The 15,051-nt window shown below is 70.7% G+C and carries 8 protein-coding genes; 3 read left to right on the top strand and 5 right to left on the bottom strand.

The window, feature by feature from the left end; all coding sequences use genetic code 11:
* The first annotated feature begins 3 nt into the window (after positions 1-3).
* From M2157_RS13135 to M2157_RS13125, 3 genes are all read left to right on the top strand, one after another.
* Positions 4-8,136 (top strand): non-ribosomal peptide synthetase, encoded by an 8,133-nt coding sequence (locus M2157_RS13135; protein WP_280865340.1) that lies wholly within the window; start codon positions 4-6, stop codon positions 8,134-8,136.
* A gap of 15 nt (positions 8,137-8,151) precedes the next feature.
* Positions 8,152-8,355 carry a ferredoxin gene (locus M2157_RS13130; RefSeq protein ID WP_280861998.1) on the top strand — a complete coding sequence of 68 codons (204 nt, stop codon included), beginning with the start codon at positions 8,152-8,154 and terminating at the stop codon, positions 8,353-8,355.
* A gap of 438 nt (positions 8,356-8,793) precedes the next feature.
* On the top strand, positions 8,794-8,943 hold the full coding sequence (locus M2157_RS13125) for a hypothetical protein (RefSeq protein WP_280861997.1): 150 nt from the start codon (positions 8,794-8,796) through the stop codon (positions 8,941-8,943).
* 121 nt (positions 8,944-9,064) lie between these two features.
* Here the strand turns inward: M2157_RS13125 and M2157_RS13120 are convergent, their stop codons facing one another.
* From M2157_RS13120 to M2157_RS13100, 5 genes are all read right to left on the bottom strand, one after another.
* Positions 9,065-10,471: a DoxX family protein gene (locus M2157_RS13120; protein WP_280865339.1), complete on the bottom strand. Its 1,407-nt coding sequence runs from the start codon at positions 10,469-10,471 to the stop codon at positions 9,065-9,067.
* Positions 10,472-10,827: 356 nt separating this feature from the next.
* Positions 10,828-11,676, bottom strand: coding sequence for a DUF4097 family beta strand repeat-containing protein (locus tag M2157_RS13115; protein WP_280865338.1), 849 nt, complete (start codon positions 11,674-11,676; stop codon positions 10,828-10,830).
* A 36-nt stretch (positions 11,677-11,712) separates the two neighbouring features.
* Positions 11,713-12,969, bottom strand: coding sequence for a cytochrome P450 (locus M2157_RS13110; protein WP_280861994.1), 1,257 nt, complete (start codon positions 12,967-12,969; stop codon positions 11,713-11,715).
* Positions 12,970-13,014: 45 nt separating this feature from the next.
* Positions 13,015-13,806 carry an ABC transporter permease gene (locus tag M2157_RS13105; RefSeq protein ID WP_280861993.1) on the bottom strand — a complete coding sequence of 264 codons (792 nt, stop codon included), beginning with the start codon at positions 13,804-13,806 and terminating at the stop codon, positions 13,015-13,017.
* Positions 13,803-14,771 (bottom strand): ATP-binding cassette domain-containing protein, encoded by a 969-nt coding sequence (locus M2157_RS13100; RefSeq protein WP_280861992.1) that lies wholly within the window; start codon positions 14,769-14,771, stop codon positions 13,803-13,805. Before M2157_RS13100 ends, M2157_RS13105 begins: the two co-directional genes overlap by 4 nt.
* Positions 14,772-15,051: the final 280 nt, after the last annotated feature.

Genomic DNA, 15,051 nt, shown 5'->3' with positions numbered 1-15,051 from the left:
GACATGGTTCCCCTGTCCTTCGCCCAGCGTCGGCTGTGGTTCCTGTACAGGTTCACCGGGCCGTCGCCGACGTACAACATCCCCGCGGTGCTGCGGCTGCACGGCCGGCTGGACGTCGGAGCGCTCCGTGCGGCCCTCCGTGACGTCGTGCTGCGGCACGACAGCCTGCGCACGCTCATCGTCGACGACGCCACGGACTCCCCTGCGCAGCGGGTGCTGTCGGCGAGCGAGACGACCCTGGACGTGCCGCTGGTGCCCGTGGACCCGGCCGACATCGCCTCCACCGTCGCGCAGGCGATCGAGTATCCGTTTGATCTGTATACCGAGATCCCGGTGCGCGCGCGGATCCTGCGGTGCGCGGCGGACGAGCACGTGCTCGTGCTGGTCGTCCACCACATCGCGGCCGACGGCGGTTCCTCGGCCCCGTTCACCCGCGATCTCGCCCTCGCCTACAAGGCCCGGACGAACGGCTGCGCGCCGAGCTGGTCCCCGCTGCCCGTGCGGTACGTGGACTACACGTTGTGGCAGCGGGAGCTGCTGGGTGACGAGTCCGCCGAGAACAGCCTGCTGGCCAAGCAGGTGGCGTACTGGCGGAGCGAACTGGCGGACCTGCCGCTGCCGCTGCCGCTGCCGCTGGACCGCCCCCGTCCCACGATGGCCAGTTACCGGGGCGACGTCGTCGACTTCTCCATCGACCCGGAGCTTCTCACCGGCATCGAGGAGCTCGCCCGCAGCCGCGGCAGCACCGTGTCCATGGTGTTGCAGGCCGCTCTTACGGTCCTGTTGCATCGGCTCGGCGGCGGTGACGACATCACCGTCGGGTCGCCGATCGCGGGCCGGACGGACGAGGCGCTCACCGACATGGTCGGGTTCTTCGTCAACACCTGGGTGCTGCGGGTGGATCTGGTCGGCAATCCCTCCTTCGACCAGGTGCTCCAGCAGGTGCGGGACAAGGCCCTGGCCGCCTACGACAACCAGGACGCGCCCTTCGAGCGGCTGGTCGAACTGCTCAACCCCGACCGCTCGCTGGCCTACCACCCGTTCTTCCAGGTGATGTTCGCCTGGCAGAACAGCGCCCGGCTCGACCTCGAGATGCCGGGATTGCGGGTCACGGCCGAGCCGGTCGCGACCAGGACCGCCAAGTTCGACCTGTTCTTCAACATCGTCCCGGACCCGACGGCACGCGGCGCCGGCGGCGTCATCGAGTACTCGACGGACCTGTTCGACCGGGACACCGTCGAGCGGCTCGCCGCCCGCCTGCGGACGGTGCTCCGCCGGGTCGTCGCACACCCCGACGTCGGGATCGACTCCGTCGACGTCCTGGAACCCGGCGAACGGGACCTGCTGCTGCACGAGTTCAACGACACCGAAGCCCCGCTGCCGCCGCTGCCGCTCCACGCCCTGTTCGAGGCGCAGGCGGCGGCGACTCCCGACGCCGTCGCGGTCGAGTCCGGCACCACGACCCTGACGTACCGCGAACTCGACCGCCTGGCCTCCGCCGTCGCGCGCAACCTCGTCCGCGGGGGAGTGGGTCCGGAGACTTTGGTGGCGGTCGCCCTGCCGCGGTCGGCGGACCTGGTGGTCGCCCTGCTGGCGGTGCTCAAGGCGGGCGGCGCCTACCTCCCCCTCGACACCGCCTACCCCGCGGAGCGCCTGGCCTTCATGCTGCGCGACGCCGCCCCGGCTCTCGTGATCACCGAGGGCGGGTTCACCCCGCCCGGCGGTATGACGGGCGTACGGATCGACGAGTTGACCGGTGCCGCCGACGACCCGCTGCCCGACGCACGGCACACCGATCACCTCGCCTACGTCATGTACACGTCGGGTTCGAGCGGTGTCCCCAAGGGCATCGCGATCACCCACCGCAGCGTCGCCGGCCTGGCGCTGGACCGGCGGTGGAGCGACGCGCACGACCGGGTGCTGCTGCACTCTCCCCACACGTTCGACGCCTCGACCTTCGAGCTGTGGGTGCCCCTGCTGCGCGGAGGCCGGGTTGTCGTCGGCCCGCCGGGAAACCCGGACACCGCAGCCCTGGCCGCCCTGGTGAAGGACCGGCAGCTCACCGCGATGTGGCTGACCGCCGGGCTGTTCTCGGTGGTCGCCGACCAGGACCCGGGCTGTCTGAACGGGTTGCGCGAGCTGTGGGTGGGCGGCGACGTGGTCTCCCCGGACGCGGTGGCGCGCGTACGTGCCGCGTGCCCCGGGCTGAAGGTGGTCGACGGGTACGGCCCCACGGAGACCACCGTCTTCGCGACCGCCCACGTAGTCCCGGCGGGGCAGCCGGTCACGCGGGTGCCGATCGGCGGGCCCATGGACAACATGCGCACCTACGTGCTCGACCCCGGACTGCGGCCGGTTCCGCCCGGCGTGGTGGGGGAGTTGTACGTCGCCGGGGTCGGCCTCGCGCGCGGCTACCTGGGCCGGGCCGGCCTGACCGCAGAACGGTTCCTGGCCTGTCCCTTCGCCGGGCCCGGGGAACGGATGTACCGCACCGGGGACCTGGCCGCCTGGAACAGGGCGGGGGAGTTGGTCTTCCACGGCCGGGCGGACACCCAGGTGAAGGTGCGCGGGTTCCGGATCGAGCCGGGCGAGGTCGAGGCCGCGCTGACCGAGCACCCCGCCGTGGCCCAGGCGGTCGTGGTCGCCCGCGAGGACAACGACGACGACCAGCGCCTGGTCGCCTACGTCGTGCCGGACCTCGAGGAGGCCGACTCCGCGGACGATCACATCGACGAGTGGCAGCAGGTCTACGAGCGGATGTACGCCGCCCCGGAAGCCGGTTTCGGCGAGGACTTCTCCGGCTGGAACTCCAGCTACACCGGAAAGCCCATACCGCGCACCGAGATGCGCCAGTGGCGTGACGCCGCGGTCGAGCGGGTGCTGTGCTGGGCGCCGCGGAAGGTCCTGGAAATCGGCGTCGGCTCCGGGCTGTTGCTCGCCCACATCGTGCCGCACGTCGAGGAGTACTGGGGCACGGACTTCTCCGCCGTCGCCGTCGACCGGCTGCGCGGCCAGGTTGAGGCGGCGGGCTGGGCGGGCCGGACACACCTGCGCTGCCAGGCCGCCGACGACATCTCGGGCCTGCCCACGCGGCGATTCGATACAGTCGTACTCAACTCCGTTGTGCAGTACTTCCCGGACGCCGACTACCTCGACCGCGTGCTGCGCCAGGCCTTCGACCTCCTGGCCCCGGGCGGCCGCCTGGTCGTCGGTGACGTGCGGCACGCGGGATCGCTGCGCCTGCTGCACCACGCCGTACAGCGGGCCCGGCGCCCCGGCGCCGCACCCGGCGTGCTGCGGGCCGCCGTGGAGCACGCCGTCTTCCTGGAGAAGGAACTGGTGCTCGACCCCGAGTGGTTCACCCGGTGGAGCGAGCGGGCAGGAGCCACCGTCGACATACGGCTCAAGGCGGGCCGTGCCCACAACGAGCTGACCCGGCACCGCTACGAGGTGGTCCTGCACAAGGCACCGGTCACCGCCGTCTCCCTCGCCGGCCTACCGACACTGGTGTGGGGATCCGACATCGAGGAGCTGACGGACCTGGACCGACCGGGCCGCCTGCGCGAAGGAACCCCCGTGCGGATCGCAGGCATCCCCAACGCGCGTCTGTCCGGGGAAACCACGACGGACGAACCGGCACCTCCCGGCCCCGCCGCCGTCGATCCGCAGTGCCTCCAGGAGTGGGCCGCCGCCCGCGGCCGGGACGCGCTGGTGACCTGGTCCGCCGACGCGGCCGACCGGTTCGACGCGGTGGTGCTGCCCGACCGCCCCGCACCGGGACAGGTGTTCGGCGGCGGCTTCGTCACCGCCGGCGCGCCCGCCCGGCCACTGGCCAACCACCCCACCCGCGTACGCGAGTCCGGCAAACTGCTTGCCGCCCTACGCGGGTACGCCAGGGAGCGACTGCCCGAGTACATGGTGCCGTCGGCGGTCGTGGCCGTCGGCAGCATCCCGCTGTCGCCCAACGGGAAGCTGGACCGACGGGCCCTGCCGGCACCGGAGTTCACCTCGGCGTCCGACGGACAGGCACCGCGGACGCCGTACGAGGAGATCCTGGCCGGCCTGTTCGCCGAGGTGCTGGGCCTCGACCAGGTCGGCGTGGACGACGACTTCTTCCTGCTGGGCGGCCACTCCCTGCTGGCCACCCGGCTCGTCGGCCGTATCCGCGCCGAACTCGGCGTGGAGACACCGGTCCGCACCGTGTTCGAGGTCGGCACGGTCGCCGGGCTCGCCGCACGGCTGGCCGCGGCGCAGACGGCACGGCCGCCGCTGACCGCCCAGCCGCGGCCCGAGCGGGTGCCGCTGTCGTTCGCCCAGCAACGGCTGTGGTTCCTGCACCGGTTCGAGGGCCCCTCGACCACCTACAACACGACCACCATGCTGAGGTTGCGCGGCGAGCTGGACGTGCGGGCCCTGCGGGCAGCCGTGGGTGACGTGGTGCACCGGCACGAGAGCCTGCGCACTCTGATCGCCGAGGACGACGACGGCGCCCCGTATCAGCGGATCGTGCCCGCCAACGACATCACGCCGGACGTGCCCGTCACCGAGATCCCGCGTGCGGACCTCGGGAACGCCCTGACCGCGGAGGCCGCCCACCGTTTCGACCTGGCGACGGAGATCCCGCTGCGCGCCAAGGTGTTCCGCAGCGCCCCCGACGACCACGTGCTCGCGCTGGTCATCCATCACATCGCCAGCGACGGGAGCTCGGCGGCACCACTGGTCAAGGACCTCACGACGGCGTACACCGCGCGCCGGGACGGCCGCTCGCCGGCCTGGCGGCCCCTGGCCGTGCAGTACGCGGACTACGCGCTGTGGCAGCGCTCCCTGCTCGGCGACGAGTCCGACCCGGACAGCGTGATGGCCGCCGAGGTCGAGTACTGGCGGCGTGAGCTGGACGGCGCCCCGGAACCCCTGCCCCTGCCACTGGACCGCCCGCGCTCGGCGGCCGGGGAACGCCGCGAGGACCGGATCGAGTTCGCGCTTGGGCCCGATCTCATGGCCGCCGTCGAGGAACTGGCGCGCCGGCGCAGCGTGACCGTCTCCATGGTGCTCCAGGCCGCGCTGGCGACCCTGCTGCACCGCATGGGCAGCGGCGACGACATCACCATCGGATCGCCGATCGCGGGCCGGACGGACGAGGCCATGGCCGACCTCGTCGGTTTCTTCGTCAATACCTGGGTGCTGCGGGTCGACCTCGGCGGCGACCCCTCCTTCGAGACGGTGCTCGACGCGGTCCGCACCAAGGCGCTGGCCGCCTACGACAACCAGGAGGCGCCCTTCGACCGGCTGGTCGAACTGGTCAACCCCAACCGTTCCGCGGCCCACCACCCGCTGGTCCAGGTCATCTGCGCGTGGCAGAACAGCCCCGAGGCCGAGCTGCGCCTGCCCGGCCTGGTGATCGAGGTCGAGCCCTTCGCCCGTACGACCACCGCCAAGTTCGACCTCGCCGTCTCGCTGGGCCCCGACCCGAGCGGCTCGGGCGCGCTCGGCCTGGCCGAGTACGACACCGACCTGTTCGACCGCGACACCGTGCGCGGACTCGTCAACCGCCTGCTCAGCGTCGTCCACCAGGTCGTTGCCGACCCGGCGGTGCCGCTCAGCGCGGTCGATCTGTTCGAACCCGGTGAGTTCGACCGGTTCGTCCACGAGGTCAACGACACGGCCGCGGACCTGCCGGGGGAGACGATCACGGAACTGTTCGCCCGGCAGGCAGCGGCCACACCGGACGCGCTCGCCGTGACGGGCGACGCGGCGTCGCTGACGTACCGGGAGCTGGACGCGGCGGCCGACCGTGTGGGGGCGGAGCTGGCGCGGCGCGGAGTCACCGCCGAATCCCTGGTGGGCGTCGCCCTGCCGCGGTCCCCGGAGATGATCGTCACGCTGCTGGCGGTGCTGAAGGCCGGCGCCGCCTACTTGCCCGTCGACCCCGAGTACCCGGCGGAGCGGCTGGCGTTCGTGCTCGACGACGCCCGTCCGCAACTCATCGTGGGAGACGAGGAGTTCACCCGACGGCCAGCCCAGGACGACTGCCCGCGAGTGGCCTACGGCGACCTCGCCGGCCACGGCGCTCCCTTCGACCTCACCGGCCGGGCCCTCTCCGGCGACCAGTTGGCCTACGTCATCTACACCTCGGGATCGACCGGACGTCCCAAGGGCGTGGCCATCTCCCACCGCGGCGTCGTGCAGTTCGCGGTCGACAAGTGGTGCCGCCGGGAGGGCAACGAACGGGTACTGCTGCGCACCCGGCACACCTTCGACCCCATGACGTACGAGCTGTGGCCGACGCTGCTGCGCGGCGACTGCGTCGTTCTGGCGCCGCCCGACGACCTCGACGCCGATGTCTTCGAGTCCTTCGTCACCCGGCACGGCGTCACCAGCACGCTGCTGATCACCCCGGTCTTCAACCACCTGGTCGAGCAGAACCCGCGCTGCCTCGCCCGCCTGAACGAGGTGTGGATCGGCGGCGAACGCCTCTCGCCCGCCGCCGTCGACCGAGCCGTCACGGCGTGCCCGGACACCACGTTCGTGAACGCCTTCGGACCGACCGAGATCACCTGCAACTCGACGGTGCACGAGATCGGCCCCGGACCGGTGCGCACCGACGTACCCGTCGGACTGCCGATGGACAACATGCGCGTCTACGTCCTCGACGGGCGGCTGCGTCCCGTCCCGCCGGGCGTCCCGGGGGAGCTGTACATGGCGGGCCACGGGCTCGCCCGGGGCTATCTGAACCGGGCGGGGCTGACCGCCGGCCGGTTCGTGGCCTGCCCGTTCGGCGAACCGGGGGAGCGGATGTACCGGACCGGCGACCTCGGCCTGTGGAACTCCCGCGGGGTCCTGGAGTTCCGCGGCAGGGCGGACCACCAGGTCAAGGTCCGCGGATACCGGATCGAGCCCGGTGAGGTGGAGTCGGTGCTCACCGAGCACCCGGCCGTGGGGCAGGCCGTGGTGATCGCCCGTGAACTGCGCGACCTCGGTACCCACCTGCTCGCCTACGTGGTCGCCGACGGCACCACCGACGACGAGCTGCGCCAGTACCTGGCGAGCAGACTTCCGGACTACATGGTGCCGTCGGCGATCGTGTTCCTGGACCGGCTGCCGCTGACCTCACACCAGAAACTGGACCGCGCGGCCCTGCCGGCCCCGGACTTCGCCGCCGACGAGTACCGCGCGCCGCGTACCGCCGACGAGCAGGCCCTGGCCGACCTGGTCGGCGAGGTGCTCGGTGTCGAACGGGTCGGCGTGGACGACGACTTCTTCCTGCTCGGCGGCCACTCCATGCTCGTGGTCCGGCTGGTCAACCGGATCGCCGCAGTGCTGGGGGTGTCCGTGCCGGTCCGGACGGTGTTCCAGCACCCGGTGGTGGCCGACCTCGCCGCCCGGTTGCGGAGCGTCGCCGATGCGGCCCCGGAGGACCCGTTCGCCGTGGTGCTGCCGATCCGCACGGAGGGCGACCGGCCGCCCCTGTGGATGATCCACCCGGGCAGCGGACTGTGCTGGGCTTACATGAGCTTCGCCGACCACCTGCCGAACCAGCCGATGTACGGCATCCAAGCACGCGAGTACGACCCGACGCAGCCGCAGGCGACCTCCGTCGACGACATGGTCACCCACTATCTGCGGCACATCACCGCGCTCCAGCCGAACGGGCCCTACCTGCTGTTCGGCTGGTCGGGCGGTGGCACCCTGGCCCACGCGATCGCGGTGGAGCTGCGCCGGCGCGGCAAGGCGGTGGGCCTATTGGCCATGCTGGACAGCGCCGTCGCCGGCGGTCTGGGCACGGAGAACGACTTCGCGGAGGCCGACGTCATCGAGGACGCCAACACGCAGGCGTTCGTCAGGGACTACCTCGGCCGGTCCGCGGGCGCGGCCGACTATCAGTCGGTCGTCGAGACCGTGGCGGCCGTGACCGTGCGCCACACGAAACTCCTCGACGAGTACGCCACCCCGCTCTTCGACGGTGACGTGCTGTTCTTCACCGCCACGGTCGACGACCACGGCTTCGCCGCGCAGTGGCCGCCCTATGTGCGCGGCCGGATCGAGGAGCACCGGATCGCCTGCAAGCACCGGGACATGTCCCAGCCGGAGTACGCGGCCGAGATCTGCTCGGTGATCGACCGAGCCCTGCAGGGCTGAGCGAGGAGATGAACCATGCGGATCCATGTGGACATCCACCGATGCGTGGGTGCGGGCATGTGCGCCCTCACGGCGCCGGGCGTCTTCACCCAGGACGACGACGGGTACGGCGCGGTGCTGCCTGGACGGGACGACGGAGCCGGCGACCCGCTGGTGCGGGACGCGGCCCGCTCCTGTCCGGTGCAGGCCATCGCGCTGGGGGAGTCCGCCGACCGCTGAACCGCGCCCGCGCCCGCGCCCGCGCCGGCAGGAGGTACGCCGTGGCAGGCCGGGCGGGCCGTAAGGGGCGGAGGGACGGGCACGCCGTGCCGGGCACGGTCGGCATCCGTCTGCGCCAGACCGCGACCGGATCGTCACGGCGGCGGTCCGGCCTCGGACGCCGAGGGCCTGCCGAGGTTCTCCACGCGCTGGCCGCCGGGGTGGACGTCACCTTCGGCGGCTGCGGCTGGCCGAGGCGGACGCCGACGAGGACCGGCGGGAGCAGGGATCATCCGCGGAGCCGGACTGCCCGCCCACCGGCACGCGGCCGCCCTGTGTACCGTCCTCCGGTTCGTGTACCGATTCGCACGATCGACGACCACTCCGTGCGCCTGTCGGGCGGACGCCGGGTCGACCCGGGACGCCGGTCACCGGCAGGCGACGAGTGCGGTGACTCAGGTGCCCGAAGCCGCCGACGTCGTACGGGAGGCGGAGGAGATCCTGGCGGCCTGCGGCGGCGACACGGTGGAGGAGAGGCGCGAGAGGGACTTCCGGTTCGCGCGGGAGCTGCCGACGGCGGGGCTCGGGGCGATGGTGGTGCGCGGTTGAACGAGGCGCTGCGCCCTGTGCCGGCGCCTCGGCGCACGGCCCGCCGACCAGCGGGCCGTGCGCCGAGGCGCGCGCCGGCCCGCCGGTTTCCCTGTGTCGGTCCGCTGACGGCTCCGGTGCGTCACCGAAGTTCCAGACGCGGCTGGTAGGGACCGTCCTGCACCCAGCGCGGACCGTTGTGAGTGAGGGGGAAGGACGAGAGGTCGGCCTTCTCCAGCCGCATACGGACCTTGTGACCGTGCAGCACGCCGTTCAGCGTCAGCCGGTCGGGCGTGGACTGGGTGAAGACCAGCCGCGCGGACCAGGTCGGGTCGTCGAGCCGTGCCAGGGCCATCGTCCGGCTCTTCGCGTCGAAGGTGGCCGCGTAGTCGACGATGGAGCCGTCCATGCGCTGGCTGGACACGGGCCCCGGTTGGTAGGAGTGGCTGGTGTCCACGATGAGGCGGTTCCACCGCTCGCCGTCCGTCGTCAGGGGCGGGCGGTCGTGCCCGTCCAGAGAGAACTCGGCGACGTTCCAGATGCCGTACAGCGGCGGCTTCGGCCCCGACGTGCCGATCGAGTCCCACAGCTTCCATTCCTCGTGCACCTGGGAGCCGGCCAGCCATGCCCCGAAGAGGATCTGCACGGCAAGGGCGAGGGACGCGGCCCGGCGGGTCCGGAACAGTTGTGGCCTGCGGAGGGGGCCCACACCCCGGTCCGTCACGAAGAACCCGACCAGACGGACCGCGTGCGGAGCCAGCAGGATCAGGGCCAGCAGCAGCAGGTGGAACGTGAAGATCTTCAGCGGCACCTGGTAGGTGACGTTGAGGATGAGCACCTGGGTCAACTCGACCGACGCCAGGAGCGCCCCCAGGATCGCGGTCCGGGGGACCAGGAGCAGGACAGCAGCGGTGACCTCGGCGCACCCGAGCAGGATCTCGTACGGCTGGGAGCTGCCGACCTGTGACCACAAGACGTTCAGCATCCCGAAGTCGCCGTACGGTTCCACCAGCCGGGTCAGCGGCAGCGACATCTGCAGCGGGAACACCTTGGCGAACCCGAAAGAGAACAACTGGGCCGCCAGGCACAACCGGACGACGACGTGGAACCACTTGTGCAGCCACACGTAGTCGGTGCGGTGCCGGTCGATCACGGACCACACCGCCGTGACCACGAGGGCACCGACGAACCAGCAGAAGGCCAGCACCCAGAAGAATCTCTGGTCGCCGCTCTGCACGGGCTCGATCAACGCCGCGTCGACGCCGAACACATGCTCGCCGACCCAGGTCACCACAGGGCGCACGAGGTGGTACTGCCAGACCAGTGCCCCCGCGGGCAGGTCATTGCCGAAGACTCCGAGCAGCGGATACATGATCCGCATCTCGGTCAGGAAGAACAGGGCGACATAGGCCAGCCCGAACCGGAACGCCACACGCGTGGCAGGGCTCCACGGCACCACCAGCGGGACGTCCGTCTGCTGGTCGGGCGTATCGAGTTGGTCGGGTGTCTCCGGACTCGCGGGCCCGGCGGCTTTGAGCACTCGTGTCATGCCAACCTCCTGCCTTGGGATCTGTCACGGCGACCGGCACCCGCACTGACCGCGGCAACCCGCGCGCCTCCGCTGTGGATTGCTGGACGGCCGGGTGAATTCTTAAGGCGCAGAGCAAGGTGGAAAGCGCCGTGCTGGGCGCAGCGCCGCGAGAAGAGAAAGGCGGGCCGGAAAGCGTTCGCCGGAATCGGCTGCCAGTTTGGACCGGTGGCCGACCGATGTCCACGCGGAATTACCAAGGGTGCGAAATTCCTGCGGTCGCGCCCGATTTCGCGTGCGTGACGTGATGTTGTCCGGTCGACAGGACACCCGTGCGCGGGCGAACGCCGTACGGCCGGCGCGCGCCCGCGTGGTGGTCACGTGCCCGGCCGCGGCCGGAGCGGTGTGAGGGTGACGTCCCCCTGGTGCGAGCGGGCCCGGACGGTGATGCTCCGGTCCGGCTTTCCGGCCGTCCCGCTCCGGGGCACCGAGTTGCGCACCCGTCCGTTCGGGGATTCGAGGTCGACCGCCACCGCGGCGTCCTCGGGAACGGAGATGTCGATGTTTCCCGAGTCGGACGTCGTGTCGACCGTCCCGCGGGTGACTTCCGCGATACGGATGTCACCGGATTCGCTGAAGGCCTCGACATCGCCGTGGGTACGGCCGACGAGGAGATCGGAATCGCGACCGCGTGCGCGTAGTACTCCGGTGATTTCGCGAATTTCCGTCTCACCGTATTCGTTGGTGATGGTGGCGCTCCCGTCGATCCTCTGGATCTGGATCACGCCGGAGTCGCTGGTCACCTCGGCGTCACCGGTGACCTGCCGTACGGCGATGTCGCCGCTGTCGGTGGTGACCGTCAGGGGACCGGTCTCGTCCAGGAAGATCTCGCCGTAGTCGGTCCGGAACGTGCACGCGCCCAGCCTGCCCATGCTGCGGAAGCCGCCCTCCAGGGCCACGCCCCGCACGTTCGAGCCCTCCGGCAGATCGATTCTCGCTTCGAACGACTCACCGAATCCGAGCCAGCTGGCGAAACCGTTGCGCGGTTGCGGGCCGTCGACGACGAGCCTGCCGTCGGCGTAGGAGACGCGCAGACCGGCGGAGTCGTCATCACCGGCGTGCGGCAGCACGACGGTGTCCGTCCGGTCGCTCGCGACGAGCAGCAGATCGCCGGCCGGCAGGTTGACGGTGACGGAGACCCCGCCGGGGGTCGAGAAGGTGGGCATGAAGTCCGTCCTTGGACGTGATGGGGGAGTGGCGCGTCACCGGTCGGCGGGAGCGAGGACGACCGGCAGTTCGGCCAGCCGCCGCAGACCCGGCAGCTTCTGCCAGGGGAGGTCCGCCGGATCCACCGCCAGCGCCAGCCGGGGGAAGCGGCCGAACAGCGCCGGAAGGGCGACGCCCAGTTGCAGCTTCGCCAGGTAGGCGCCGAGGCAGTAGTGCGGACCGTGCCCGAAACCGAGGTGGCCGTGGCCGGGCGCCTTCATACGGCGACCGACGTCGAACCGGTCCGGATCGGCGTAGCGGCGCGGATCGTAGTTGGCAGCCGTGAGCATCGGTTGGACGACGTCTCCGGCTCGTATCAGGACGCCGCCCAGTTCGACGTCGACCGCCGCGTACCGCGGCACGGAGACCTGCGTCGGGCCGCACCGGCGCACCAGTTCGTCGACCGCCGTCTGCCACAGTTCGGGGTCCTGGCTGAGCCGGGCGAGCTGGTCGGGATGGGTCAGCAGTTCGGCGATGCTGTTGCCGAGGGCGTGGGCGGACGGTTCGTGACCGGCCGTCATCAGTGTGATGACGAAAGTGACCAGCTCCTCGACGCTCAGGCGGTCACCGTCCTCGTCGTGGGTCCTGATCAGCGTCGTCAGCAGGTCGTCGGCCGGCGAGTCGCGGCGCCGCTCGACGAGCTCGCGCACTCCCGTCACCATGTCGTGCAGCGCGCGCGGCATGACACCCGGCTCCAGCGACGCCAGCCCGCTGCTCCACGCATGCCAGTCCGCGTGATCGGACTCCGGGATGCCCATGAGCTCGCAGATCACTGTGAGGGGCAGCGGGTAGGCGAACCGAGCGATCAGGTCCACGCGCCCGGAGTCGTCGAACGCGTCGATGAGGGATGTGGTGATCGCCTCCAGCCGCGGGCGCAGTTCGGTGATCCGGCGGACCGTGAAGACGCGCATCACCAGCTTGCGCAGCCGCGAGTGGTCCGGCGCGTCCTGGCCGAGCATTCCGTTGGCGAGGTACGGATAGTCCTCGGCCGGCACCCCGAGCCGCTCCGCCATTTGCGTCCGGGCGTCCTCGCCCTGAGACCCCGACACCGAGGCGATGTTGCTGACGAACCTGCGGTCGCCGAGGACCGTCATCGCCTCCTCGTACCGGGTCACGTACCAGACCGGCACGGCGCCCATGAGCCGACCGCGTACCACCGGCGCCTGTTCGCGCAGCAGACCGGCACCGTGGTACGGGTCCGTCATCATCGCGTCCGACATGACGTCCGGCGGATCGAGTGCTTCCGTTGCCATCGAGAGCCTCCTCGTGTGAGGGATGGGGGGTGAGGGGGTGGTGCGTCAGGTGTGCCGCGGGTCGCGCTTGTAGAGCTTCTTCGACCACAGGTAGCCGACCAGTGCGATGCCGAGGCACCAGGCGACGCCGATGATCCAGTCGTTGCCGACCGGCCGGTCGAGGAGCAGGTTGCGCAGGGTGTCGGTGATCGGGGTGAAGGGCTCGTTCTCGGAGAACCAGCGCAGACCGGAGGCCATCGACTCGGCCGGTACGAACGTGCTGGACAGGAACGGCAGGACCTGCAGGATCATCGGCATGTTGCTCGCCGAGTCGACGGTTTTGGCCAGCAGGCCGAAGCCGACCGCCACCCAGGTGAGCGCGAAGCTCACCAGAGCCATCAGGCCGAAGGCCGCGAGCCAGCCCAGCACACCCGCCGTGGGGCGGAAACCGACCGCGACCGCGATGCCGATGACCACGATGATGCTGACCATCGATTGGATCACGCTGCCCACCACATGTCCGGTCAGGACCGACGCGCGGGAGATGGCCATGGTGCGGAACCGGTTGATGATGCCCTTGGTCATGTCGACCGCGACCGCGATGGAGGTGCCCATCGCTCCCACGGTCAGGGCCAGCAGGAAGATGCCCGGGGCGAGGTAGTCGACGTAGTCGATGCCCTGTGCGGCTCCGCCCAGCCCGTTGCCCATCGTGCCGCCGAAGGCGAAGACGAACAACAGCATGAGCACGCACGGCATGACAACCGACCCGAGCAGCGTCGACGGGTTGCGGGTTGCGTGCCGCAGGTTGCGGCGCAGCATCGTGGAGGAGTCGTGCCATGCGAGGGAGAGGGTGCTCATCGTGCTGCCTCCTGCTTTCCGCCCGTCGTGGCGGTCTGGGACGTCAGGGTCAGGAACACGTCGTCGAGGTCGGGGCTGTGCATCGACAGGCTGGACGCGGTGACCGATGCCCGGTCGAGCCGGTCGATGACCTGCCGCATCGAGCCCAAGTCGCCCTCGCTGGGCACCCGCAGGCTCAGCGCCTCCTCGTCGACGTCGGAGACCCCCAACGCCGCCGCGGCCGTGGCCAGTTGCTCGGCACTGTCGAAGGTGAGTCGGATGTCGCCGCCGGGAACGAGACGCTTGAGCTCCGCCGGGGTTCCCTCCGCGACGAAGGTGCCGTGGTGCAACACCGCGATCCTGTCGGCGAGTTCGTCCGCCTCTTCCAGGTACTGCGTGGTCAGGAAGATCGTGACACCGTCGGCGACCAGATCCCGGATGATGTCCCACATGGTGCGCCGACTGCGGGGATCGAGACCGGTGGTCGGCTCGTCGAGAAAGATGATCCGCGGGCTGCCGACGAGGGTCATCGCGAGATCGAGCTTGCGGCGCATGCCGCCCGAGTAGGCTCCGGCGAGCTTCTTCGCGTCGTCGCCCGCCAGCTCGAACCGTTCGAGCAGTTCAGCGGTGCGCTGCCTGCTCTCCTGCCGGCTCAGCCGATGCAGGTCGCACATCAGCAGCAGGTTCTCCTCGCCGGTGAGCAGTTCGTCGACGGCCGCGAACTGTCCGGTGACGCCGATCGCCCGGCGTACCGCTTCGGGCTCGCGCTGCAGGTCGTGACCGGCGACCTGTACGGTCCCGGCGTCCGGACGGATGAGCGTGGAGAGGATCTGCACGAGGGTCGTCTTACCGGCGCCGTTCGGTCCGAGTAACGACCAGATGCGACCTGCGGGAATCACGAAGTCGATTCCGTCGAGAACCAGATTTTCGCCGTACGACTTGCGTAGCCCGGTGGCTGTGATGGCCGGTGGGCTGGTGGTGGTCATATCCCTCTCCTTTTGACGTGGGGAAGATTTCTGGCGCGCGGTCGGAAGACTTGTCCGAGCGGAATGGGTGGGGGCGCCCGTGTTGCCGTTGCTGCGGGACGACGTGTCCTGTCGCCGGGACGTCCAGGGCGGTGCGTCTGCCGGGAGCGCCAGCTTGGCGCATGGATGGCGCCAATACAAGTGGAGTTGGCGTTCCATTGGCGCCATATTGACAAGCTGATCGCAGCTCTGCGAGTGCCGCCAGGCCGCGTATCCAGCCCGCGTTGGCCGCAGTGCGGCG

Source organism: Streptomyces sp. SAI-127, assembly GCF_029894425.1.
Classification (GTDB): Bacteria; Actinomycetota; Actinomycetes; order Streptomycetales; family Streptomycetaceae; genus Streptomyces.
Note: the sequence above shows the minus strand (reverse complement) of the source record. Positions and strands in the feature narration are given on the sequence as shown.